Annotated in this window: 23 protein-coding genes; 11 read left to right on the forward strand and 12 right to left on the reverse strand. The window is 73.2% G+C overall.

Going from position 1 to position 19,306, the window contains the following annotated elements:
• Positions 1–91: 91 nt before the first annotated feature.
• The 4 genes from ppsA (at position 92) to EV188_RS05230 (ending at position 5,643) form a co-directional block, all read left to right on the forward strand.
• A complete protein-coding gene (gene ppsA, locus EV188_RS05215; protein WP_133825100.1) occupies positions 92–2,473 on the forward strand; it encodes a phosphoenolpyruvate synthase in 2,382 nt (793 codons plus the stop codon).
• 25 nt (positions 2,474–2,498) lie between these two features.
• Positions 2,499–3,458, forward strand: coding sequence for an esterase-like activity of phytase family protein (locus EV188_RS05220; RefSeq protein ID WP_166659717.1), 960 nt, complete (start codon positions 2,499–2,501; stop codon positions 3,456–3,458).
• Positions 3,459–3,529: 71 nt separating this feature from the next.
• On the forward strand, positions 3,530–4,435 hold the full coding sequence (locus EV188_RS05225; protein WP_243741475.1) for a patatin-like phospholipase family protein: 906 nt from the start codon (positions 3,530–3,532) through the stop codon (positions 4,433–4,435).
• Positions 4,432–5,643 carry a CynX/NimT family MFS transporter gene (locus tag EV188_RS05230; RefSeq protein ID WP_133825103.1) on the forward strand — a complete coding sequence of 404 codons (1,212 nt, stop codon included), beginning with the start codon at positions 4,432–4,434 and terminating at the stop codon, positions 5,641–5,643. The genes EV188_RS05225 and EV188_RS05230 overlap by 4 nt, the downstream gene beginning before the upstream one ends.
• On the opposite strand, the gene EV188_RS05235 is transcribed toward EV188_RS05230, so the two are convergent.
• Positions 5,633–6,376 carry a TetR/AcrR family transcriptional regulator C-terminal domain-containing protein gene (locus EV188_RS05235; RefSeq protein ID WP_243741476.1) on the reverse strand — a complete coding sequence of 248 codons (744 nt, stop codon included), beginning with the start codon at positions 6,374–6,376 and terminating at the stop codon, positions 5,633–5,635. The two genes, EV188_RS05230 and EV188_RS05235, sit on opposite strands and share 11 nt — an antisense overlap.
• A gap of 68 nt (positions 6,377–6,444) precedes the next feature.
• Here EV188_RS05235 and EV188_RS05240 point away from each other — a divergent pair, with 68 nt between their 5' ends.
• The 4 genes from EV188_RS05240 (at position 6,445) to EV188_RS05250 (ending at position 8,049) form a co-directional block, all read left to right on the forward strand.
• Entirely contained in the window at positions 6,445–6,843 is a 399-nt protein-coding gene (locus EV188_RS05240) for a VOC family protein (protein WP_133825105.1), read from the forward strand.
• Positions 6,844–6,864: 21 nt separating this feature from the next.
• Complete coding sequence (locus EV188_RS05245) at positions 6,865–7,353, forward strand: GNAT family N-acetyltransferase (protein ID WP_133825106.1); 489 nt, start codon at positions 6,865–6,867, stop codon at positions 7,351–7,353.
• Between the two features lie 59 nt (positions 7,354–7,412).
• Positions 7,413–7,580, forward strand: a complete 168-nt coding sequence (locus tag EV188_RS31370) for a hypothetical protein (protein ID WP_166659718.1) — start codon at positions 7,413–7,415, stop codon at positions 7,578–7,580.
• A gap of 64 nt (positions 7,581–7,644) precedes the next feature.
• Positions 7,645–8,049, forward strand: a complete 405-nt coding sequence (locus tag EV188_RS05250) for a hypothetical protein (RefSeq protein ID WP_133825107.1) — start codon at positions 7,645–7,647, stop codon at positions 8,047–8,049.
• Positions 8,050–8,052: 3 nt separating this feature from the next.
• Here EV188_RS05250 and EV188_RS05255 read toward each other — a convergent pair whose 3' ends face one another.
• Both EV188_RS05255 and EV188_RS05260 read right to left on the reverse strand, forming a co-directional pair.
• Complete coding sequence (locus tag EV188_RS05255) at positions 8,053–8,313, reverse strand: plasmid mobilization protein (protein WP_133825108.1); 261 nt, start codon at positions 8,311–8,313, stop codon at positions 8,053–8,055.
• Positions 8,314–8,422: 109 nt separating this feature from the next.
• Complete coding sequence (locus EV188_RS05260) at positions 8,423–8,707, reverse strand: hypothetical protein (RefSeq protein WP_133825109.1); 285 nt, start codon at positions 8,705–8,707, stop codon at positions 8,423–8,425.
• Positions 8,708–8,949: 242 nt separating this feature from the next.
• Between EV188_RS05260 and EV188_RS05265 the strand changes: the two genes are divergently transcribed.
• Positions 8,950–9,816, forward strand: a complete 867-nt coding sequence (locus tag EV188_RS05265; RefSeq protein ID WP_133825110.1) for a helix-turn-helix domain-containing protein — start codon at positions 8,950–8,952, stop codon at positions 9,814–9,816.
• A gap of 129 nt (positions 9,817–9,945) precedes the next feature.
• Positions 9,946–10,146 carry a DUF397 domain-containing protein gene (locus tag EV188_RS05270; RefSeq protein WP_133825111.1) on the forward strand — a complete coding sequence of 67 codons (201 nt, stop codon included), beginning with the start codon at positions 9,946–9,948 and terminating at the stop codon, positions 10,144–10,146.
• 74 nt (positions 10,147–10,220) lie between these two features.
• On the opposite strand, the gene EV188_RS05275 is transcribed toward EV188_RS05270, so the two are convergent.
• Complete coding sequence (locus EV188_RS05275; protein ID WP_243741477.1) at positions 10,221–12,269, reverse strand: prolyl oligopeptidase family serine peptidase; 2,049 nt, start codon at positions 12,267–12,269, stop codon at positions 10,221–10,223.
• A 50-nt stretch (positions 12,270–12,319) separates the two neighbouring features.
• Here EV188_RS05275 and EV188_RS05280 point away from each other — a divergent pair, with 50 nt between their 5' ends.
• A complete protein-coding gene (locus EV188_RS05280) occupies positions 12,320–13,366 on the forward strand; it encodes an alpha/beta fold hydrolase (protein ID WP_133825113.1) in 1,047 nt (348 codons plus the stop codon).
• Here the strand turns inward: EV188_RS05280 and EV188_RS05285 are convergent.
• From EV188_RS05285 to EV188_RS05320, 8 genes are all read right to left on the reverse strand, one after another.
• On the reverse strand, positions 13,363–14,268 hold the full coding sequence (locus EV188_RS05285; RefSeq protein ID WP_243741478.1) for an alpha/beta fold hydrolase: 906 nt from the start codon (positions 14,266–14,268) through the stop codon (positions 13,363–13,365). The genes EV188_RS05280 and EV188_RS05285 overlap by 4 nt on opposite strands.
• A gap of 159 nt (positions 14,269–14,427) precedes the next feature.
• Positions 14,428–15,201 carry a PadR family transcriptional regulator gene (locus EV188_RS05290; protein ID WP_133825114.1) on the reverse strand — a complete coding sequence of 258 codons (774 nt, stop codon included), beginning with the start codon at positions 15,199–15,201 and terminating at the stop codon, positions 14,428–14,430.
• Between the two features lie 161 nt (positions 15,202–15,362).
• Positions 15,363–15,620 carry a DUF6295 family protein gene (locus EV188_RS05295; protein ID WP_133825115.1) on the reverse strand — a complete coding sequence of 86 codons (258 nt, stop codon included), beginning with the start codon at positions 15,618–15,620 and terminating at the stop codon, positions 15,363–15,365.
• 1 nt (position 15,621) lies between these two features.
• Entirely contained in the window at positions 15,622–16,368 is a 747-nt protein-coding gene (locus tag EV188_RS05300; RefSeq protein ID WP_133825116.1) for a dienelactone hydrolase family protein, read from the reverse strand.
• 100 nt (positions 16,369–16,468) lie between these two features.
• Positions 16,469–17,311 (reverse strand): endonuclease/exonuclease/phosphatase family protein, encoded by an 843-nt coding sequence (locus EV188_RS05305; RefSeq protein ID WP_243741479.1) that lies wholly within the window; start codon positions 17,309–17,311, stop codon positions 16,469–16,471.
• 11 nt (positions 17,312–17,322) lie between these two features.
• Complete coding sequence (locus tag EV188_RS05310) at positions 17,323–17,787, reverse strand: cupin domain-containing protein (protein WP_133825118.1); 465 nt, start codon at positions 17,785–17,787, stop codon at positions 17,323–17,325.
• A complete protein-coding gene (locus EV188_RS05315; protein ID WP_133825119.1) occupies positions 17,784–18,347 on the reverse strand; it encodes a fumarate hydratase C-terminal domain-containing protein in 564 nt (187 codons plus the stop codon). The genes EV188_RS05310 and EV188_RS05315 overlap by 4 nt, the downstream gene beginning before the upstream one ends.
• Positions 18,344–19,174: a fumarate hydratase gene (locus tag EV188_RS05320; RefSeq protein WP_243741480.1), complete on the reverse strand. Its 831-nt coding sequence runs from the start codon at positions 19,172–19,174 to the stop codon at positions 18,344–18,346. Before EV188_RS05320 ends, EV188_RS05315 begins: the two co-directional genes overlap by 4 nt.
• Positions 19,175–19,306: the final 132 nt, after the last annotated feature.

A 19,306-nucleotide genomic window follows, 5' to 3' on the forward strand; every position in this document is an offset into this window, starting at 1 on the left:
GGGGTGCGGACGGGGGACTACGGCAAGTGGTCGGCCGCGCGCAACCGTCGCGGCGAGCGGCGGCGCGCCGGCCACGACGGAGGAGGACACGGTGGCCGACGAGGTCCGCTGGCTGGAGACGGTGGGGTCCGGGGACGTCGAGGAGGTGGGCGGGAAGAACGCCTCGCTCGGCGAGATGATCGGGAACCTGGCGGAGAAGGGCATCCGGGTCCCCGGCGGCTTCGCGACCACCGCGACGGCCTACCGCTCGTTCCTCGCGGCCAACGAGCTCGACGACCGGATCGCGAGCATCCTCGGCGAGCTCGCCGACGGGAAGCGCGAGCTCGCCGACGCCGGCAAGGCCGTCCGCGACCTCTTCGACCGCGCCGAGTTCCCCGAGTCGACGGCCGAGGCGATCCGCTCGGCGTACGCGGAGCTGGGGGAGCGCTACGACACGACCGACGTCGACGTGGCCGTGCGCAGCAGCGCGACCGCCGAGGACCTGCCCGACGCGAGCTTCGCCGGCCAGCAGGACACCTACCTGAACATCACCGGCGCGGACGCGCTGCTCGCCGCGTGCAAGGACTGTTTCGCGTCGCTGTTCACCGACCGGGCGATCAGCTACCGCGTCGAGCAGGGCTTCGAGCACACCGACGTCGCGCTCTCGATCGGCATCCAGAAGATGGTGCGCTCCGACCTCGGGTCGGCGGGCGTCATGTTCACGATCGACTCCGACACCGGCTTCCCCGACACCGCGATCATCAACGCCGCGTGGGGCCTCGGCGAGAACGTGGTCGGCGGCGAGGTCACGCCCGACCAGTACACGGTCTACAAGCCGTTCCTCGAGAACGACGAGCTCGTCCCGGTCCTCGCCAAGACCGTCGGGGCGAAGGAGCGCAAGCTCGTCTACACCGACGACGGCCCCGAGCCGACGACGAACGAGGAGACCACCGCCGAGGAGCGGCGCGCGTTCGTCCTCGGTGACGACGAGATCCTCCAGCTCGCCCGCTGGGGCGCGGTGATCGAGAAGCACTACGAGCGCCCGATGGACGTCGAGTGGGCGCGCGACGGGCGCACCGGCGAGCTGTTCGTCGTCCAGGCGCGTCCCGAGACCGTCCAGTCGCGCGCCGGCGCCGGCACCCTCTCGACGTTCAGCCTCACCGAGTCCGGCGACGTGCTCGTCTCCGGCCTCGCGATCGGGCAGGCGATCGCCGCGGGTGAGGTGCAGGTGATCGCGTCGGCGGACGACGTCGACTCCTTCGAGGACGGCAAGGTGCTCGTCACCGAGATGACCGACCCGGACTGGGTGCCGATCATGCGGCGCGCCGCCGGGATCGTCACCGACCGGGGCGGGCGGACGTCGCACGCCGCGATCGTGAGCCGCGAGCTCGGCGTGCCCGCGATCGTCGGCACCGGCAACGCCACCGAGGTCCTCGGCGACGGCCGCGAGGTGACGATCTCGTGCGTCGAGGGCGACGAGGGGCACGTCTACGAGGGCCTGCTCGCCTACGAGGAGCAGGAGCTCGACCTCGAGTCGGTCCCGCAGCCCGAGACCCGCGTGATGATGAACATCGGCAGCCCCGCCGCGGCGATGCAGTGGTGGCGGCTGCCCGCGCACGGCATCGGGCTGGCGCGCATGGAGTACCTGGTCAACAACGTCATCCAGGCCCACCCGCTGGCGCTGCTGCACCTCGACGAGCTGGAGGACGCCGACGCGAAGGCGCAGATCGAGGAGCTGACCGCGGGCTGGGAGGACAAGGGCGAGTACTTCGTCGACCACCTCGCCCGCGGTATCGCGACGATCGCCGCGTCGCAGTACCCGGAGCCGGTGGTCGTGCGCCTCTCGGACTTCAAGACCAACGAGTACGCGGGGCTGCTCGGCGGCACGCAGTTCGAGCCCGACGAGGAGAACCCGATGCTCGGGTGGCGCGGGGCGTCGCGCTACTACAGCGACGACTACCGCGAGGCCTTCGCGCTGGAGTGCCGGGCGCTGGAGCGCGTGCGCACGGTCATGGGGTTCACGAACGTGATCGTCATGGTCCCGTTCTGCCGCACGCCCGAGGAGGCCGACCGGGTGCTGGAGACGATGGCCGGGTACGGCCTCGAGCGCGGCCGCGACGGGCTGCAGGTCTACGTGATGGCGGAGATCCCGTCGAACGTCCTGCAGGCCGACGAGTTCGCCGACCGCTTCGACGGCTTCTCGATCGGCTCCAACGACCTCACCCAGCTCACCCTGGGCATCGGCCGCGACGACGACCGGCTCACCCACCTGTTCGACGAGCGCAGCCCCGCGGTCAAGAAGATGATCACGATGCTGCTCGAGGCGGCGCACGCCAAGGACCGCTACGTCGGCATCTGCGGCCAGGGCCCGAGCGACCACCCCGACCTCGCCGAGTTCCTCGTCTCCCACGGCATCGACTCGATGTCGCTGAACCCCGACAGCGTGCTCACCGTGATCGAGCGCGTCGCGGAGGCGGAGAAGAAGCGGGGTTGAGCCCGGCTACGGCACGCTGCGCGGCGTGACCAGAGCAGCGGCGCTCACGTTCCTGCTGATCGTGCTGGCGGCGTGCGGCGGGGCGCCGGGACCGACGTCCGCGACGGTGGCCCCGACGCCCTGCTCGCCGAACGTGGAGATCACCGGGTTCTCCGACGTCCTCGACGGCCGCGAGTACGGGGCGCGCCGGACGTGGCCGGTCGCCGGGCTCTCGGGGCTCGCCGTCGACCGCGACGGCGCGCTGCTGGCCCTGAGCGACCGCTCGGTGCTCTTCACGCTCGACCCGCGCACCCGGGAGCCGACGAGCGCGACGCCGCTGGTCGACGGGACGGGCGCGTCCCTGGACGCCGAGGGGATCGCGGTCGAGGGCGACGGGACGCGCCTGGTCACCTCGGAGAGCGACGTGGCGGTGCTCCGGTTCGACCGGGCCGGCCGGGTCGAGGGGCGCCTGGACGTCCCGCCCGACGTGGCGGACCGGGCGCGGCGCAACGAGACCCTCGAGGGCGTCGCCGTCCTCGCGCCCGGCGGGCCGGTGGTCGCCGCGATGGAGGGCGCGCTCGACGGCGACGACCCCGGGGTGCGGCGGTTCGTGACGTGGCCCGGTGCGGGGTGGACCTACCGCCCCGACCCCGGGCTCGACGTCTCCGAGCTCGCGGCGACGGGGGACGGGCGCCTGCTGGTGATCGAGCGCTCCTACACCTCCGGCGTCGGCAACACCGTGCACCTCGCCCTCGCCGACCCGGCGCGTGCCACGGACGGCGCGCTGCCGCGCACGCTGCTCGCCGACCTCGGCGCCTGCCCGAGCCTCGGCGCCACCGCCCAGCAGGCCCAGGCGAACCCGCTGCTCGACAACGTCGAGGGCATGACCGTGCTCGGGCGCACGATCGACGGCGCGCTGCGGGTGCTGCTCGTCAGCGACGACAACCAGGACCCCGAGCAGACGACCCGGCTCTACGACGTCCTCGTGCGCCTGCCCCCGGGATGAACACCGCCGTGAATCGTGCCATCGGCGACATCAGCCGTGCGCCGCGTGCCGCGGGGGTAGAGGGTGGCGCGGTGACCGCCGACGCTCGCACCACCACGCCCGTCCGCGCCCTCGTCCTCGGTGGCGGCGGCCTCGCCGGCATCGCCTGGGAGGTCGGCGTCCTCGTCGGGCTCGCCGAGGGCGGCGTCGACCTCGGGCTCGCCGACCGCATCGTCGGCACCTCGGCCGGATCGGTCGTCGGGACGCTCCTCGCGACGGGTGTCGACCTCGCCGCCGTGCACGAGGAGCACCTCGCCGGCGACGGCTCCGGCAGCAGCGGGCCGCCGGCGAACCTCGACATGGAGGTGCTCGGCGCCGAGCTCGCCGCCGCGATGGACGGCGCCGCCGACGCGGGGGAGATGCGGGCCCGGCTCGGCGCGTGGGCGCTGGCCGCCGACACGCCCCCGGAGGCCGAGCGGCTCGAGGTCATCGACGCCCGTCTGCCGGTGAAGGAGTGGCCGAAGGTCGACCTGCGCATCACCGCGGTCGACGCCGAGACCGGGCACCTCGCCGTCTTCACCCGCGAGACCCGCGTGCGGCTGGTCGACGCGGTCGCCGGCAGCTGCGCCGTGCCCGGTGTGTGGCCGCCGATGACGGTGGGCCCGCGCCGGTACATCGACGGCGGCGTCGCGTCCATCGTGCACGTGGCGCGCGCCGACGACGACGGGTTCGACGTCGTCGGCCCCGCCGGGCGTCTGATCGTCGTCGCCCCGCTCGACCCGCCGGCGGGCGGCCCGTTCCGCTCGGTGACCCAGGAGATCGAGCACCGCGCCGAGCAGCACCCGGACACGACCGCCGTGGCGGTCATCGCCGACGAGACCTCCGTCGCCGCGTTCGGCACCAACGTCCTCGACCCGGCGACGATGCCGGCGTCCGCGCGCGCCGGGCGGGAGCAGGGCCGTGCGCGGGCCGCCGAGATCGCGCAGGCGTGGGCGTGACCGCTCCGACCCCCACCGCGGGCGCGACCGCCGTCCGGCGCGGCGGGTTCGTCGCCGCGTTCGCGGTGCTCCTGCTCGCCGCCAACCTGCGCCCGCCGGTGGTCGGCGTCGCGCCGCTGGTCGACCAGGCGCGCGAGGCGCTCGGCGTCTCCAGCGGCGTCGCCGGGCTGCTGACCAGCCTCCCGGTGCTCTGCTTCGGCCTCCTCGCGCCCGTCGCGCCGCGCCTGGCCCGGCGCTGGGGGCTCGAGCGGCTGCTCGTCGCGGCGCTCGTGGTGCTCGGGATCGGGATCGCGCTGCGGCTGCTCTCCTCGCTCGCGGTGATCCTCGTCGGCAGCGTGCTCGTCGGCACCGCCATCGCGATCGGCAACGTGTCGCTGCCGACGCTGGTCAAGCGCGACTTCCCGCACCGCACCGGCGCGATGACCGGCGCGTACTCGATGGTCCTGACCGGGGGCGGCGCGGTGGCGGCCGCGGTCACGGTGCCGATGCAGCGGCTCACCGGCCTGGACTGGAGCGCGACGCTCGGCCTCTGGGGGCTGCTCACGCTCGTGACACTCGTGGTGTGGCTGCCGCGGGCGCGGCGGCGCACCGTGCCCCCGCCGCCGGCGCGGGAGGGCCAGACGCTGCGCAGCGCGCTGCTGCGCGACCCGCTCGCCTGGCAGGTCACGCTGTTCATGGGGCTGCAGTCGCTGCAGTTCTACGCGCTGTCGGCCTGGATCCCGACGATCTTCGTCGACGCCGGGAAGACGCCGGCCGAGGGTGGGCTGCTGCTGTCGCTCGCCGGGTTCGTCGGCCTCGTGTTCTCCGCGACGGCGCCGTCGTTCGCGATGCGCCGCCCGTCGCAGAGCGTCGTGGTCGTCACGACGACCTCGTTCTACGTCGTCGGCTACGTGGGCCTGCTCGCCGCGCCCGGGTCGCTGGCCGCGCTCTGGATGGTGCTGCTCGGGATCGCGCAGGGCTCGAACATCGCCCTCGGGCTGCTGCTGATCACCCTGCGCTCGCCCGACACCGAGCACACCGCGGAGCTCTCCGCGATGGCGCAGGGCATCGGCTACACGCTCGCCGCGCTCGGGCCGTTCGCCCTCGGCGCGCTGCACGACGCGAGCGGCGGCTGGACCGTGCCGCTGGTCGTGATGCTGGTGCTCGTGGTGCCGCTGCTCGTCGTGGGGTGGGGCGCCGGGCGGGACCGGCACGTGCTCAGCGGATGAGCGCCGCGAGGCCGTCGAGCACCCGCTCGAGGCCGAAGCGCCAGGCCCGGTCGGGGTCGCGCGCCGACTGCTGGGCGGCGCCCGCCGCAGCGCCGACGCGGACCGCGCGCGGGTAGCGGCCGGGGTCGAGGACCTGCTCGAGCACCGGGGCGCGGGCCGCCCACCACGCCTGCGCGTCGCCCGTGTCGTCGGACTGCTGCTCGACCAGCGTCGCGGCCCGGGTGACGTCGAGCAGGAAGGTCAGGGCGGCGTCGCGGTCGACGTCGTCGAGACTGGCGGTCTCGGCGAGCTCGTCGAACGCCGCGAGCTCGTGCTCGTACTTCGCGGTCTCGCCGGGACCGAGCACGGGGCGTCCGGGGTCGACGCGCGCGGCCCAGGGGTGGGCGCGGTACAGGGTGCGGTTCTCCTCGGCGACCGCGGTGAGGCGCTCGCGCCATCCGAGGCCCGCGGTGTCCCGGCGGGCCATGGCGGCGTACGCGGCGTCGACGACGAGGTCGGCGAGCTCCTCGCGCCCGGGGACGTAGGTGTAGAGCGTCATCGGGGCGACGCCGAGCTCGCGGGCCAGCGCCCGCACGCTGAGCGCCGCGAGGCCGTCGGGTCCGCCCGCGTCGGCGAGCGCGGTCGCGCGGGCGACGACGTCGTAGAGGTCGAGGCCCCGCCGTGGCCCGCGCGCGCCGGCCGGCGGCTCGACCCGCCACAGCAGGGCGAGCGTGCGCGCGGGGTCCGTGGCCACGGCGGTCATCCTGGCACAGGTTCTCTGTACGGCGTACGTTGTACAGCGTACGGAGAGAAGGGGTGCCCATGAAGATCACCGCGTCCGCGGTTTCGCTGACCGTCGCCGATCCCGCGGCGTCGGCGGCGTTCCTCGTCGACCACTTCGGGTTCGAGCAGGTCGTGGCGGCCGACGGGTTCGCGTCGCTGGCGCGCGAGGACGCCGGCATGTCCGTCGTGTTCCTGCGCACCGGGCTCGCGTCGCTGCCGGCCGACCAGCGCGACGAGCACGCCGCCGGGCTGATCCTCGCGTTCGTCGTCGACGACCTCGAGGGCGAGCTGGCCCGCCTCGAGGGGGAGGGCGTGACGATCACGATGCCGCTGACCCCGGAGCCCTGGGGTGAGCGCGCGTTCCAGGTGCGCGACCCGAACCGCGTGATCGTGCAGCTCGTCGACTGGAACGGCGAGGTGGCTCCCGAGTACCGCTGAGCGGGCCGTCACGATGGGGGCGTGGAGATCGTCCTGGCGCCCGTGCGCCCCGACTCGCCCGACGGCCTGACCGCCCTGCGGGCCTACGCCGGCGAGCTCGCCCGCCGGTGGCCGGAGAAGGCGCCGAAGCCGGAGTGGTCGGAGGAGTTCCTCGCCGACGACCCGATGGCGCTGACCCCGCCGTCCGGCGTGTTCGTCGTGGCGAAGGCGGACGAGCAGGTCGTCGGCTGCGCTGGCCTGCGCTTCGAGGGCGCCGACGTGCCGCCGGGCGCCGGGGAGGTCAAGCGCATGTGGGTCGACCCGACGATCCGGGGCCAGGGTCTCGGGCGGCGACTGCTCGCGCACCTGACGGACCTGGCCCGCGAGGCCGGGCTACGGCGCCTGGTCCTCGACACCGCCGAGGACCTCGCCGCGGCCCGCGCGCTCTACGTCCGCGAGGGATTCGTCGAGACCGAGCCCTACAACGCCAACCCCTATGCCCACCACTGGTTCACCCGCGATCTGTGGTGAGTACTTGGCGGGGCGCAACCGACTCTGTAGTCTGTATTACGTACTACAGAGGAGGCGTCATGCAGCTCTCAGCGCACACCGTCGCGGTCCTGGTCATCGTCGTCGCACTGCTGGTCGCGATGGTCTGTTCCCGCATCCCGGTCGTCGGAGCGATCGTGGTGCCGGTCCTCGCACTGGGTGTCGCGGCCGGCGTCGCGGCGATGTCGCTGGCCCACGGCCTCGTCTGACCCCTGTCATTCGGCCGAGTGAATGCCTACCGTTCCTCGTGGCGGGGATTCGGGGGGTGACCGGGTGCGATCCGAGGGCAACAAGCCCCAGGAGGTGCTCGACCTCCACGGACTGTCCGGCCGCGTCTTCGACGCGCTGCGCGTCGACTTCGCCGTGCCGGCGCAGTACCCGATCCCGCTCCACGACGTCGACCACGTCGCCAACGGTGCTCCGGCTGTGGAGATCGCGGCCTACGCGATGCGCTACCTGCAGATCGTGCGGCACTACGCCACGCCCGGGTGTGCGGTCGACACCGAGAACCTGGTCGGCGTGCTCGTCCTGCTCGATCCGGTCCTGGAGGAGCTCGCGACGCGCTCCGCGGAGAACCGTGGGCTCCTGAACCTCGCGCGAGAGCGGATCTACGAGGCCGCGTGGTCGATCGTCCGTGACACCGGCGGCCCGCCCAGCGGGCTGTTCACCGTGCGCTAACTGTCAGATCTTGTGGTCGCGTTGCTGTTCCAGGGCCTCGCGGCGCTCCTCGATGGTGAGCCTGCCCTTCTCGCTCCACTCACGATCACCCTCGAGCACCGTCTCCGACCCAACGTCCCGGACCACACCCCGTGCGACACCGAGCGCGGCTTCTCGGACGAACGCCGACATCGTCTTGCCGGTGTAGTGCGCTACGGCTTCCAGGAGGTAGCGCTCCTGGGGGCTCACGCGGAACGTCGCCGGTGACGTGTCGGCGGCCGGCATCAGGTGACTCCCGAAACAGCTCGCATTCCGCGACTGTATTACGTAGCACAGACGACAGTCCAGAATGATCGGACGTCCAAATGCAAGAGCATTCGCTGCGGACGTCGGCTCAGGCGGTCGGCTCCAGGGTCGACGGGGGAGCGGGCCGCGGGTCGAGGTCCGGGAAGGGAGGTTGCAGACGGCTGAGCTGGTAGGCCATCACGACGCAGCGCTGGTCGGCGTGGCTCAGCTCTTCCTGACGGCCGAACGCGCGCATGTTCGCGAGCATCGCCTCGATGCGGCGGCGGAGGTTGAACTCGGCGCTGGCGGTCCTGATCGCCCGTCTCAGCACGTCGCGGGTCCGTCTTGGACGCCGGTCTTCGCCGGGTGCCCCTGGAGCGTCGTCGCCTGCCATGAGTGCCTCCCCCGTGAGGTCGTGCTGGGCGCGCTCTCCCCGTCGTTTGCTCGGTCCTGTCGCCGATCGGGTTGCTCCGCGTGTCGGAGTCGACCCGGTGCGATCGTGCGATGACTCAACGCTAAAGTGCACCGTCGTGGGAGGCAACGGCTCAGCAAGGCCGTTACTGTGCAAGTTGCGCGCGCGACCCGAATGCATGCATAAGTCAGACCTGATGAGTCGGCCGGCGTGAGGGGGGATCGGTGGCCGAGCGCTCCTTCGGGCCCGTGGTGGTCCGACAGAGGCTTGGCTCCGAGCTGCGCCGTCTGCGCGGCGAGGCCGGCATGAGTCTCGACCAGGTGGCCCGTGAACTCGAGGCTTCTCCGAGCAAGATCAGTCGGTTGGAGAATGCCCAGATCCCGGCCAAGGTCTGGGACGTCCGCAACCTCCTGACGCTCTACGGCGTCGAGGACGAGGAGTACCGGCGCAAGGCCGAACGCTGGGTGGCCGAGAGCAAGGCTGAGGGCTGGTGGCATCCCTACTCGGATGCCAGCCCGGCCGATCTCGACCACTACGTCTCGCTGGAGTCGGAGTCGGCGGAGATTCGCGGGTACTGCGCGCCCTACCTCAATGGTCTCTTCCAGACCGAGGACTACGCGCGCGCTTTGTTGGCGACAACGCTGCCCGATCTGTCGAAGGGCCAGCTGGAGGGCCTCGTCGACGTCCGCATGAAGCGCCAGGAACTCTTCTTGCGTGCGGACGGCGCTCCGCGTCTCCGGTTCATCCTCGACGAGGCGGTCCTTCGCCGACAGATCGGCGATGCCGCTCTCATGCGTCGGCAGCTCGAGCGGCTCGTCGAGCTCATGGATACTGCCGACCTGCGGGTCCGGTCGTTCGAGGCGCCGCCGCACCTCGCGCTACAAAGTCCCTTCACCATCTTCGTGCCACGCGAAGAGGTCGACCCGATCGTGGTCAACCTCGAGAGCGCGTTTCACGATGCCTACTTCGACGATCGCGACGACGTCGCACGATTCGTCGCGTCATTCGACGCCCTCGAATATTCGTCGCTTTCTGCCGAAGAGAGCAAGACCCTCGTTCGCCACCTGGCGGAACTGGGGGTGTCCGGATGATCGAACGATTTCCTCTCATCGCTCGACATCGTCCTCAGAACCCTCTCCCTCCTTCCCTCGGGAGGGAGGGAGCGGGCTCCCATGCCGGCTCGTCGGGTGGGAGATCCCCGATGAGAGGTGAGATCCTTCGTGTCTGATGCTCCCCAGTACGTGCGTTCCTCGTTCTGCGCAGGCGGTGCCTGCGTCGAGGTGGGACTGCTCCCCGCCGGGCAGGTGGCCGTCCGAGACGCGAAAGATCACAGCGGCGCTCCTCATGTGTTCACGCCGCACGAATGGGACGCCTTCATCGCCGGCGTCAAGGCCGGCGAATTCGACCGGGAGAGCCTGTAGCTCGGTTGCGTTGAAGGTCGCAGCGGCCACGGACCCCTCCCTCTGGGGTTCGTGGCCGCTTTCTCTTTGCCCGTTCAGCCCACCTGGCGCCAGCAGAACTCGAAGACGAGCGCCCACTGGAACGCGCGCTGGGCGTTGTCGGCCGCGCCGCCGTGGCCGCCTTCGATGTTCTCGTAGTACTCGACCCGGTGGCCCTGCTCGCGCATCCGCGCCACGGCCTTGCGGGCGTGGGCGGGGTGCACGCGGTCGTCGCGGGTCGAGGTCGTGACCAGCACCGGCGGGTACGCCTCGTCGGCGCGCAGGTTCTGGTACGGCGAGTACTGCGCGATCCAGGCCCACTCCTCGGGCACGTCGGGGTCGCCGTACTCGGCCATCCACGACGCCCCGGCGAGCAGCAGGTGGAACCGGCGCATGTCGAACAGCGGCACCATCACCACGATCGCCCCGAACAGCTCCGGGTAGCGCGTGAGCATCACGCCCATGAGCAGCCCGCCGTTGCTGCCGCCGTGGATCGCGAGCTGCGACGCCGTCGTGATCCCACGGTCGGCGAGGTCGCGGGCGACCGCGGCGAAGTCCTCGTAGGCACGGTGGCGGTGCTCGCCGAGCGCCGCGGTGTGCCAGGTCGGCCCGTACTCGCCGCCGCCGCGGATGTTGGCGACGACGTAGGTGCCGCCGCGGGCGAGCCAGGCGCGCCCGATGAGCCCGCTGTACCCAGGCGTCAGCGCGATCTCGAAGCCGCCGTAGCCGGTCATCAGCGTCGGTCCGGGGGTGTCCGAGACCCGGCCGACCACGAAGTAGGGGATCCGCGTGCCGTCGTCGGAGGTGGCGAAGAACTGCCGCACCTCGAGCCCGGTGGCGTCGAAGCGCGCCGGCGCGGTGCGCAGGACCTCGGGGTCGGGGTCGCTGTCGAGCCCCAGCTCGCCGCGCAGGAACGTCGAGGGCTGCGTGTAGCCGTCGGTGTCGAGGAAGTACTCGTCGCTCTGGTCGGGGTCGACGCCCACGAGGTCGACCGAGCCGAGGTCGGGGCCCGCCGGCAGCTCCCGGCGCGCCCAGTCGCGCGACGGCGTCAGCACCTCGAGGCGGGTCACGACGTCGGTGAGCACCGAGAGGACGAGGTGGTTCTTCGTCCAGGCGTGGGAGCTCAGCGAGCGGCTCGCGGTCGGCGCGAACAGCACGCGCGCGGTGCGGTCGCCCGCGAGGTAGGCCTCGAAGTCGAAGCAGAGCAGCGCGCCGGCCGGGTACTCGGTGCCGGACAGCGACCACGGCGAGCGCGTCCGGACCAGCAGCCACTCCCGCTCGATATCGGTGTCCGCGTCCGGCGGGACGTCGATGAGCACCTGCGTGCCGTCGGGGCGGAGCAGGAACTCCTCGCTGGTGTGGAAGTCGGGGCTGCGCCCGACGAAGTCGCGCTCGTAGCCCGGCGTGTGGTCGTGGCCCGCGAACGCCGACACGTCGGTCTCGCCGGCCTCGAAGACGATCTCGGCCTCGGCGACTTGCTGCCCGCGCCGCCACCGGCGCATCACGCGCGGGTAGCCCGACGTCGTCATCGATCCGGACCCGAGGTCGGTGCCGACGAAGACGGTGTCCTCGTCGATCCAGCTCACCCGGCTCTTGGCCTCGGGGAGCGTGAACCCGTCGGTGATCCACTCCCGGGTGCCCAGGTCGAACTCGCGCACCACGGTCGCGTCGGCGCCGCCGCGCGAGAGCTGGACCAGCGCGCGCGTGTAGTCGGGGTAGCGCACGCCCGCGCCGGCCCACACCCAGTTCTCGTCCTCGGCGGTGGCGAGCGCGTCGACGTCGAGCAGCAGCTCCCAGTCGGGGTCGCCGGACCGGTAGCTCTCGAGCGTGGTGCGGTGCCACAGCCCGCGGGGGTGCTCGGCGTCCTGCCAGAAGTTGTAGAGCAGCTCGCCGCGCCGGCGGACGTAGGGGATGCGGTCGTCGGCGTCGAGGATCGCGCGCAGGTCGTCGCGCAGCTCGGCGAAGCGCTCCGATCCGGTCAGGACCTCGAGCGACTCGTCGTTGCGCTCCTGCACCCAGGCCAGCGCGTCGTCGCCGGTGACGTCCTCGAGCCAGAGGTAGGGGTCGTCGGGGGTGTCGGGCGTGGAGGGTGCCGGGGAGCTCACCGCTCCATCCTCACCCATCGCGCGACGGGCCCGGAGGACGGCGTGATCTGATGTCGCGCGTGGCCGGGTACTACACCCATGAGCAGCAGGGCGAGCACGAGTACGCCGACCTCGGGGCCTTCGTCCTCCGGTCCGGCTACACGCTGTCGGGCGCCCGGCTCGCCTACCGCACGCACGGCACGCTGAACGCCGCGCGGGACAACGCGGTGCTCTTCCCGCACATGTACTCCGGGACGCCGTCGTCGCTCGACAGGCACATCGGGCCCGGCCTGCCGCTGGACCCGGAGCGGTACTTCGTCATCTGTCCCGGACAGCTCGGCGGCGGGATGTCCAGCTCGCCGTCGAACACCCCGGCGCCGTTCGACCGCGGCCAGTTCCCGCCGGTGTCGATCGTCGACGACGTCGTCGCGCAGCACCGCCTCGTCACCGAGCACCTCGGCATCGAGCGGCTGCACGCCGTGCTGGGCTGGTCGATGGGCGCGCAGCAGACGTACGAGTGGGCCGTCCGGTTCCCCGCGATGGTCCCGCGCGCAGCGGCGTTCGCGGGCACGGCGCGGACGCCGGTCCACAACCAGGTCTTCATCGACCTGCACCTCGAGCTGCTGCGCTCCGACCCGGCCTTCGCGGGCGGCTTCTACGCCGACGCCGCCGACGTGCGCCTCGGCCTGGCCCGCCACGCGCTCGCGTTCTCGCTGCTCGGCTTCACGCCCGAGTGGTACCGCGGGGAGCACTGGCGCCGGCTCGGCTTCGCGAGCGTCGACGACTTCCGCCAGGGCTTCGTCCGCGCCTGGTTCGCCCCGATGGACCCCAACAACCTCGTCAGCCAGGCCACGAAGTGGCGGGACGCCGACCTCTCGGCCCACGGCAACGGCTCGCTGCCCGTCGCGCTGGGGCGGATCTCGACGCACTTCTTCGTCGTGCCCTTCGGCGGCGACCAGTTCTTCCCGGTCGCCGACTGCGAGGAGGACGCCGGGCACATGCCGCACGGCGAGCTGCGCGTGATCGACACCCCGGCGGGTCACTTCGCGATGTTCGGGCTCCTCGACGAGGACACGCGCCGCATCCACGCGGTGATGGCGGAGATGCTGTCGTCCTAGCGGCCGGTCCGCAGCAGCTCGCGCCACTCCGCCGCGCTCCAGCGCGCCGGCTCCGTGTCCGCGAGGAAGGCGCGCAGCGCGGCGAGCACCGCGTCCGCGTGGGTGTGGAACGGGAAGTGCCCGGCGCCGTCGAAGACCTCGAGCCTGCTGCCGGGCATGGCCTCGTGCGCGACGCGCGCGTGCTCGACCGGCACGATCATGTCGTCAGCGCCCCACAGCAGCAGCGTGGGCATGCCGGCCGTGAGGTAGCAGCGGTCGAGCATGGTGACGACCTGGCCGCGCCAGTCGACGACCGCGCGCAGCGTGCGCAGGAAGGCGCTGCGGCTCGTGGCGTCGGGCAGGGCGTCGACGATCCGGACGAGGTCCTCGGCGTCACGGCCCAGCGGGTGGTCGAGGCGGGTCAGCGCCCACATCGCCGCCTCGGTCGGGGCGCGGACCCCGGGCATCCCGAGCATGCCGAGGACGAGCTGCGCGCCGGGCAGGGACGCCGCGCGCAGCGCCGGGCTCACCGACCGCGAGACGCCGCCGGCGCCGACGAGGACGATCCGCTCGGTGCGCTCGGGGTACTGGTAGGCGAACTGCATCGCCACGCCGCCGCCGAGCGAGTGCCCGACGAGGGTGGCCCGGTCGATGTCGAGGACCCCGAGCAGGTCGCGCATCCCGTTGGCGTAGGCGGCGACGGAGTAGTCGCCGCGGGGCTTGTCCGAGCCGCCGTGACCGAGCAGGTCGGGGGCCAGGACGGTGTGGTCACGGGCGAGGTCGTCGAGCAGGGGACCCCACGTCGACGAGTCGTCGCCGATCCCGTGGATCAGGAGCAGCACCGGGCCCGAGCCCGCGCGGCGGAAGGCACGGCGATACCCGTGCACGGTGCGGTACTGCAGGGTCCACTCCTCGCCCGGCACGTCCCGCAGGACGGGGCCGGGCGAGGGTGGTCCCGACGGTGGTCGGCGCAGCAACACGGCCGGTCCGAGGCCTCCTCGGTCTCGCGGAGATCAGCGAAATCCGGAGCCTAGGCCGGTCGTGTGACACGACGTGTCGCGCGCGTTGCCGGCCCGTGACGCTCACCCGGCGGTGTCGGACTCGTCGTCCGGGGCGTCGGTGCTCGCCGTCTCCTCGCCCGCGAGCAGCAGGTAGAGGCGCCGGCGGGTGTCGTCGAGCAGGCGCACCGCTTCGGCGACCTGCTCGTCCCGACCGACCTGGGCGACCTGCGCGACGGCGCCGGCCAGCCCCGCCCCGGCCTCGCGCAGCGCGCTGAAGCCGTCCTCGGCGGCGGCCGTGCTCCAGACGGCGTCGAGCTCCTCGCGGTGCTCGTCGACGTAGGTGCGGCCGGCGTCGGTCAGGTGGATCACCGAGCGGCCCTCGGCCTTCTCGGTGCGCACCAGGCCCTCGTCGGCGAGCTGCGAGACGGTCGGGTAGACCGACCCCGGACTGGGTCGCCAGGACCCGCCGGAGCGCTCGCCGATCTCCTGGATGATCTGGTAGCCGTGCATCGGCGCCTCCGCGAGGAGGGCCAGCACCGCCGTGCGCACGTCACCGCGCGCCCGGCGACCACGGTGTCCGCCGCGCGGGCCGCCGAAGCCGCCGCCGGGGCCACCGAAGCCACCGAATCCGCCCGGGCCACCCGGCCCGAAGCCGGGCCGGCCGAACGGGCCGCCCCGTCGTCCGCCACGGCGGAACTTCCCGCGCGGACCGCCCGGGAACTCACCGAACATGGCCTCCCGGCCGAAGCCGGGGTGGCGGTGCGGGCCGTGCCCGCGTCCCCGCCCGTGTGCACGGCCCTCGGGGCCGTCGTCATCGACGTCCCGGCGACCGCCGGGAAAATCGTGGGTAGTCATGTCGCTCCTCCTTCTTCGTTCGTTCGCGACACGTCAACGATATATCGCGACTGTCGGTACAGCAAGGCGCCGATGCCGAACCGTGATCAGGGGTGCCGCCACGCACCTCGGGACCGCCCGAAGGTGCGCGACGTCGCCCCTGATCACCGTCGGGGGCGGGCTCAGTGGTGCGCGGCGCGCTCCACGGTGACGGCGAGGGCGGCGAGGAGCGCGCGCGCCGAGTCGAGGCTCAGCTCCACGGCGACGCGCGCGCCCGGCCCGCGCCCGGGGTTGAGGAAGTCGATGTTGACGGTGTGCTCGTCGGGCGCGTGGACGGGGTGGTCGTAGTAGACGGTCGCCGTCTCCAGCGGGAACCAGCCCTCGGGGCCCTTGCCGCTGGACTTCGCGAGGTCGAGCTTCTCGGTGCTGTAGGTGCACATGTCAGGACCCCAGGTGGCGGGCGAGGAAGGAGCTGATCTTCTCCCAGCCGTCGACGGCCGCGGCGACGCGGTAGGCGGGGCGGTCGACGGAGAAGAACGCGTGGCCGGCGTCGTCGTAGCGGTGGAACTCGTAGGCCTTGCCGTTCTCCTGGAGCAGCTTCTCCAGCTCGTCGACCTGGTCGGGGGAGGGGTAGGAGTCCTCGTTGCCGAACAGGCCGAGCAGCGGGGCACGCAGCTCGGGGATGCGGTCGGCGAGCGGCGAGACCTGCAGCGGGAACCCCTCCGGCGGCGTGCCGACGACGAACGCGCCGTAGCAGTCGACGGCGGCCTGGAGGTCGACCTCGATGCCGGCGAGCACCGCCTGGCGCCCACCGGAGCAGAAGCCGATCGCCCCGACGTTGCCGTTGGCCGAGGGCAGGCTGCGCAGCCAGCGCGCGGCGCCCGCGGCGTCGCCGACGAACCGCTCGTCGGGCACGCCGCCCTGCGCGCGGGCGGTGGCGGCGGCGTCGTCGGGGTCGGCGCCGGGGGCCTCGCGCGTGTAGAGGTTCGGGCAGATCGCGTGGTAGCCCATGGTCGCGAAGCGCCGGGTGATCTCCTTCGTCCCGGCGTCGTAGCCCGGCATGTGGTGGATGACGATCATGCCGCCGCGCGACCCGCCGTCCATCGGCCGCGCGGTGTAGGCCTCGATCTCGTCGTCCGCGTGCCCGCGGATCCCGATCGTCTCGGCCAGGATCGCGTCGTACTGCATGCTCCGCCTCCGCACGTCGATGTCTGTGCGGTCGATCAGAGCACCCGCGGCCCCGCCGGGCACCCCGTGGGCGTGGTTCGACCGAAGTGCCCCGCTCCGGTCACGTCCCGGCCCGCAGGTCGACGACGACGCCGGCGTGGTCGGACGGCCAGACCTCGCCGTCGGGACCCGGACGGCCGCGGGTGCCGAGCAGCCCGACGCTCTCGACGCCGACGGGCACCCGACCGCGGCCGAGCCCGAGCAGGACGCGGTCGACACGCGACGGCGGGTCCCCGCGCGCGGCGACGTAGGGGTTGTCGGACCGCCAGGTCGCCCCGTCGTCCCGCGCGGGCGGCGTCGCCCACCGCCAGGCGTCGGCGAGCAGCAGGCCGGGCTCCGCCGGCGCGGTCAGGTGGCCCTCGAGCAGCCGCATCTCGTCGGAGTCCGGCTCGGCGTTGAAGTCCCCGGTGACGACCGGCGGGAGGTCGGTGGGCTCCGCGTCCACCACGTGGCGCGCGAGCGCGCGGACCTGGGCGACCCGGCGGGCCGAGTCCGTCAGGGCCGGGGTGAGGTGCGTCGTGACGAGGCGCAGCGAGCCGGCCGGGGTGTCGGCCACGACCGAGAGCAGGATCTGGGCCTCCGGCCCGCCCCCGGTGGGCAGGACCTCGGCGCGGACGTCGCGCAGCGGCCAGCGGCTCAGCACCGCGTTGCCGAGGCCGAAGGAGTCGTCCCCGAGGCGGTCGGTCCAGAACGAGGGATCGGGGACGGCGACGAAGGCGACGTGCCGCCCGAGCTCGTCGGCGAGCTCCGCGGCGAGGTGCCGGTCGCCGCGGGACCACACCTCCTGCAGCCCGACGAGGTCGGCGTCGGTGTCCCGCAGCTCGGCGGCGATCGCGGGCCGGCGCCGGTCGGGGTCACCGAAGCGCCACCAGAGGTTCCAGGTCGCCACGCGCAGGGTCGTCACGTGCGGGGCCGTCACCGGCGCGCCGCCCATCGCGCGAGCAGCCGCCAGAGGACGCGCTGGGGCCCGTCGGGCAGGCCGGCGGCGGTGAACGAGAAGCCGTGCTCGGCGTTGATCCGCGCCAGCTCGAGCAGCGGCGGCCGTCCCGACGCGGCGGCCAGGGCGCGGAGCTGGGCCTGCAGCGGGCCCGCCGGGGCCTCCACCGTGCGGAGCCGGACCGGCTCGTCGAAGGGGTTGGCGAACGCATGGGTCGTGCTGGGCGGCACGGCGACCGACTCCCCGGGCACCAGCAGGCGCCGCTCGCTCCCGAGCCGCACCACGAGGCGGCCCTCCTCGACGGTGAACACCTCGCGCTCGCGACGGTGCCGATGAGCGGGCGGGCCCGCGTGCCGGGGCGGCAGGACGGCGGAGAAGACGAAGTCCGGTGCCGACGCCTCGACGGTCATCCGCTGGCCGTCCGGGAACGAGATCGTGCTCATGGCGAGGCCGGCGCGCGGCGCCAGCGTGCCGGGCCGTCGCGGTAGAGGTCGCCGCCGTGGAGGTCGTTGACGACGAGCGCGGGGAAGTCGCGGACCTCGAGACGGCGCACGGCCTCGGCGCCCAGGTCCTCGTAGGCGATGATCTCGGACGACACGACGCACTGCGACAGGAGCGCCGCGGTGCCCTCGATCGCGCCGAAGTAGACGCAGCCGTGCTCGAGCATCGCGTCCTTGACGGCCTCCGAGCGCCGGCCCTTGCCGATCATGCCGCGCAGGCCTCGCTCGACGAGCAGCGGCGACCAGGCGTCCATGCGCGACGCGGTGGTCGGGCCGGCGGCGCCGATCGCGTGCCCGGGCCGGGCGGGGGTGGGGCCGACGAAATAGAGGGTCTCGCCGGCCGGGTCGAACGGGAGCAGCCCGCCGCCCTCGATCGCCTCGGCGAAGCGGCCGTGCGCGGCGTCCCGGCCGGTCACGAGCGGGCCGGACAGGAGCACCGAGTCCCCGCTGCGCAGCTCCCCGACGACCTCGGCGTCGAGCGGCAGCCGGACCGCGCGGGTCACAGCGTCACCGTCCGGACGCGGTGGGAGTGGCAGTCGAGGTTGAGCGCGACGGGGAAGGCGGCGATGTGCGTCGGGTAGGCCTCGACGTGCACGGCCACCGTCGTCACCGTGCCCCCGAAGCCCGCCGGCCCGATGCCCGTGGCGTCGATCGCGTCGACGAGCTCGGCCTCCAGCTCGGCGAGCTCCGGGACCGGGGACGGCGACCCGGTGGGCTCGCGGGTCAGCGCCTTCTTCGCGAGCACCGCGGCGCGGTCGAAGGTCCCGCCCATCCCGATCCCGACCGTCACCGGCGGCGAGGCGCTCGGGCCCGCCGCCTCGATCGTCTCGACGACGAAGCGCTTCATGCCCGCCACCCCGGCCGCCGGCGTCAGCATCCGCAGCGCCGACATGTTGTCGCAGCCCGCGCCCTTGACCAGCAGCGTCAGGCGGACGCCGTCGCCCTCGACGAGGTCGTAGTGGACCATTGCGGGCGTGTTGTCGCCGGTGTTGGTGCGGTCGACGGGGGAGCGGACCAGCGAGGCGCGCAGGTAGCCCTCGCGGTACCCGTCGGCAACGCCGCGGTCGAGGGCCGCGGCGAGCGAGCCGCCCGTGAAGTGGACGTCCTGGCCGATCTCGAGGAAGCAGACGGCGTAGCCGGTGTCCTGGCAGAACGCGATCTGCTCGCGCGCCGAGACCTCCGCGTTGGCGAGCAGCCGGTCGAGCACCTCCTGCCCGATCGGGGACTGCTCGCGGTCCCGGGCCCGGCGCAGCGCGTCGACGTGGTCGCCGCGCAGCTCGTGGTTGGCCTCGATGCACAGCCGCCGGACCGTGTCGGCGACGTCGTCCACGGCTATCTCCCGCACGTCGCCCGGCTTACCGCACTCGGGGCGAGGACGCATGTGCAGCCGGGCGTTCGGGTAGGCGTGGGGACACCCCGAGAACCGACCCGCGACCCGCGCGGGATCAGAGGAGGAACACCG

The sequence above is a fragment of the Actinomycetospora succinea genome (genome assembly GCF_004363095.1).
Taxonomy (GTDB): domain Bacteria; phylum Actinomycetota; class Actinomycetes; order Mycobacteriales; family Pseudonocardiaceae; genus Actinomycetospora; species Actinomycetospora succinea.

Bases quoted from the DNA above. Each gene is read 5' to 3' on its own strand.
- EV188_RS05240 (WP_133825105.1), top strand. From the start codon at position 6,445: ATGAAGATCACCGCGTCCGCGGTTTCGCTGACCGTCGCCGATCCCGCG.
- EV188_RS31370 (WP_166659718.1), top strand. From the start codon at position 7,413: ATGCAGCTCTCAGCGCACACCGTCGCGGTCCTGGTCATCGTCGTCGCA.
- EV188_RS05255 (WP_133825108.1), bottom strand. From the start codon at position 8,313: ATGCCGGCCGCCGACACGTCACCGGCGACGTTCCGCGTGAGCCCCCAG.
- EV188_RS05260 (WP_133825109.1), bottom strand. From the start codon at position 8,707: ATGGCAGGCGACGACGCTCCAGGGGCACCCGGCGAAGACCGGCGTCCA.
- EV188_RS05280 (WP_133825113.1), top strand. From the start codon at position 12,320: ATGTCGCGCGTGGCCGGGTACTACACCCATGAGCAGCAGGGCGAGCAC.
- EV188_RS05290 (WP_133825114.1), bottom strand. From the start codon at position 15,201: ATGACTACCCACGATTTTCCCGGCGGTCGCCGGGACGTCGATGACGAC.
- EV188_RS05295 (WP_133825115.1), bottom strand. From the start codon at position 15,620: ATGTGCACCTACAGCACCGAGAAGCTCGACCTCGCGAAGTCCAGCGGC.
- EV188_RS05300 (WP_133825116.1), bottom strand. From the start codon at position 16,368: ATGCAGTACGACGCGATCCTGGCCGAGACGATCGGGATCCGCGGGCAC.
- EV188_RS05310 (WP_133825118.1), bottom strand. From the start codon at position 17,787: ATGAGCACGATCTCGTTCCCGGACGGCCAGCGGATGACCGTCGAGGCG.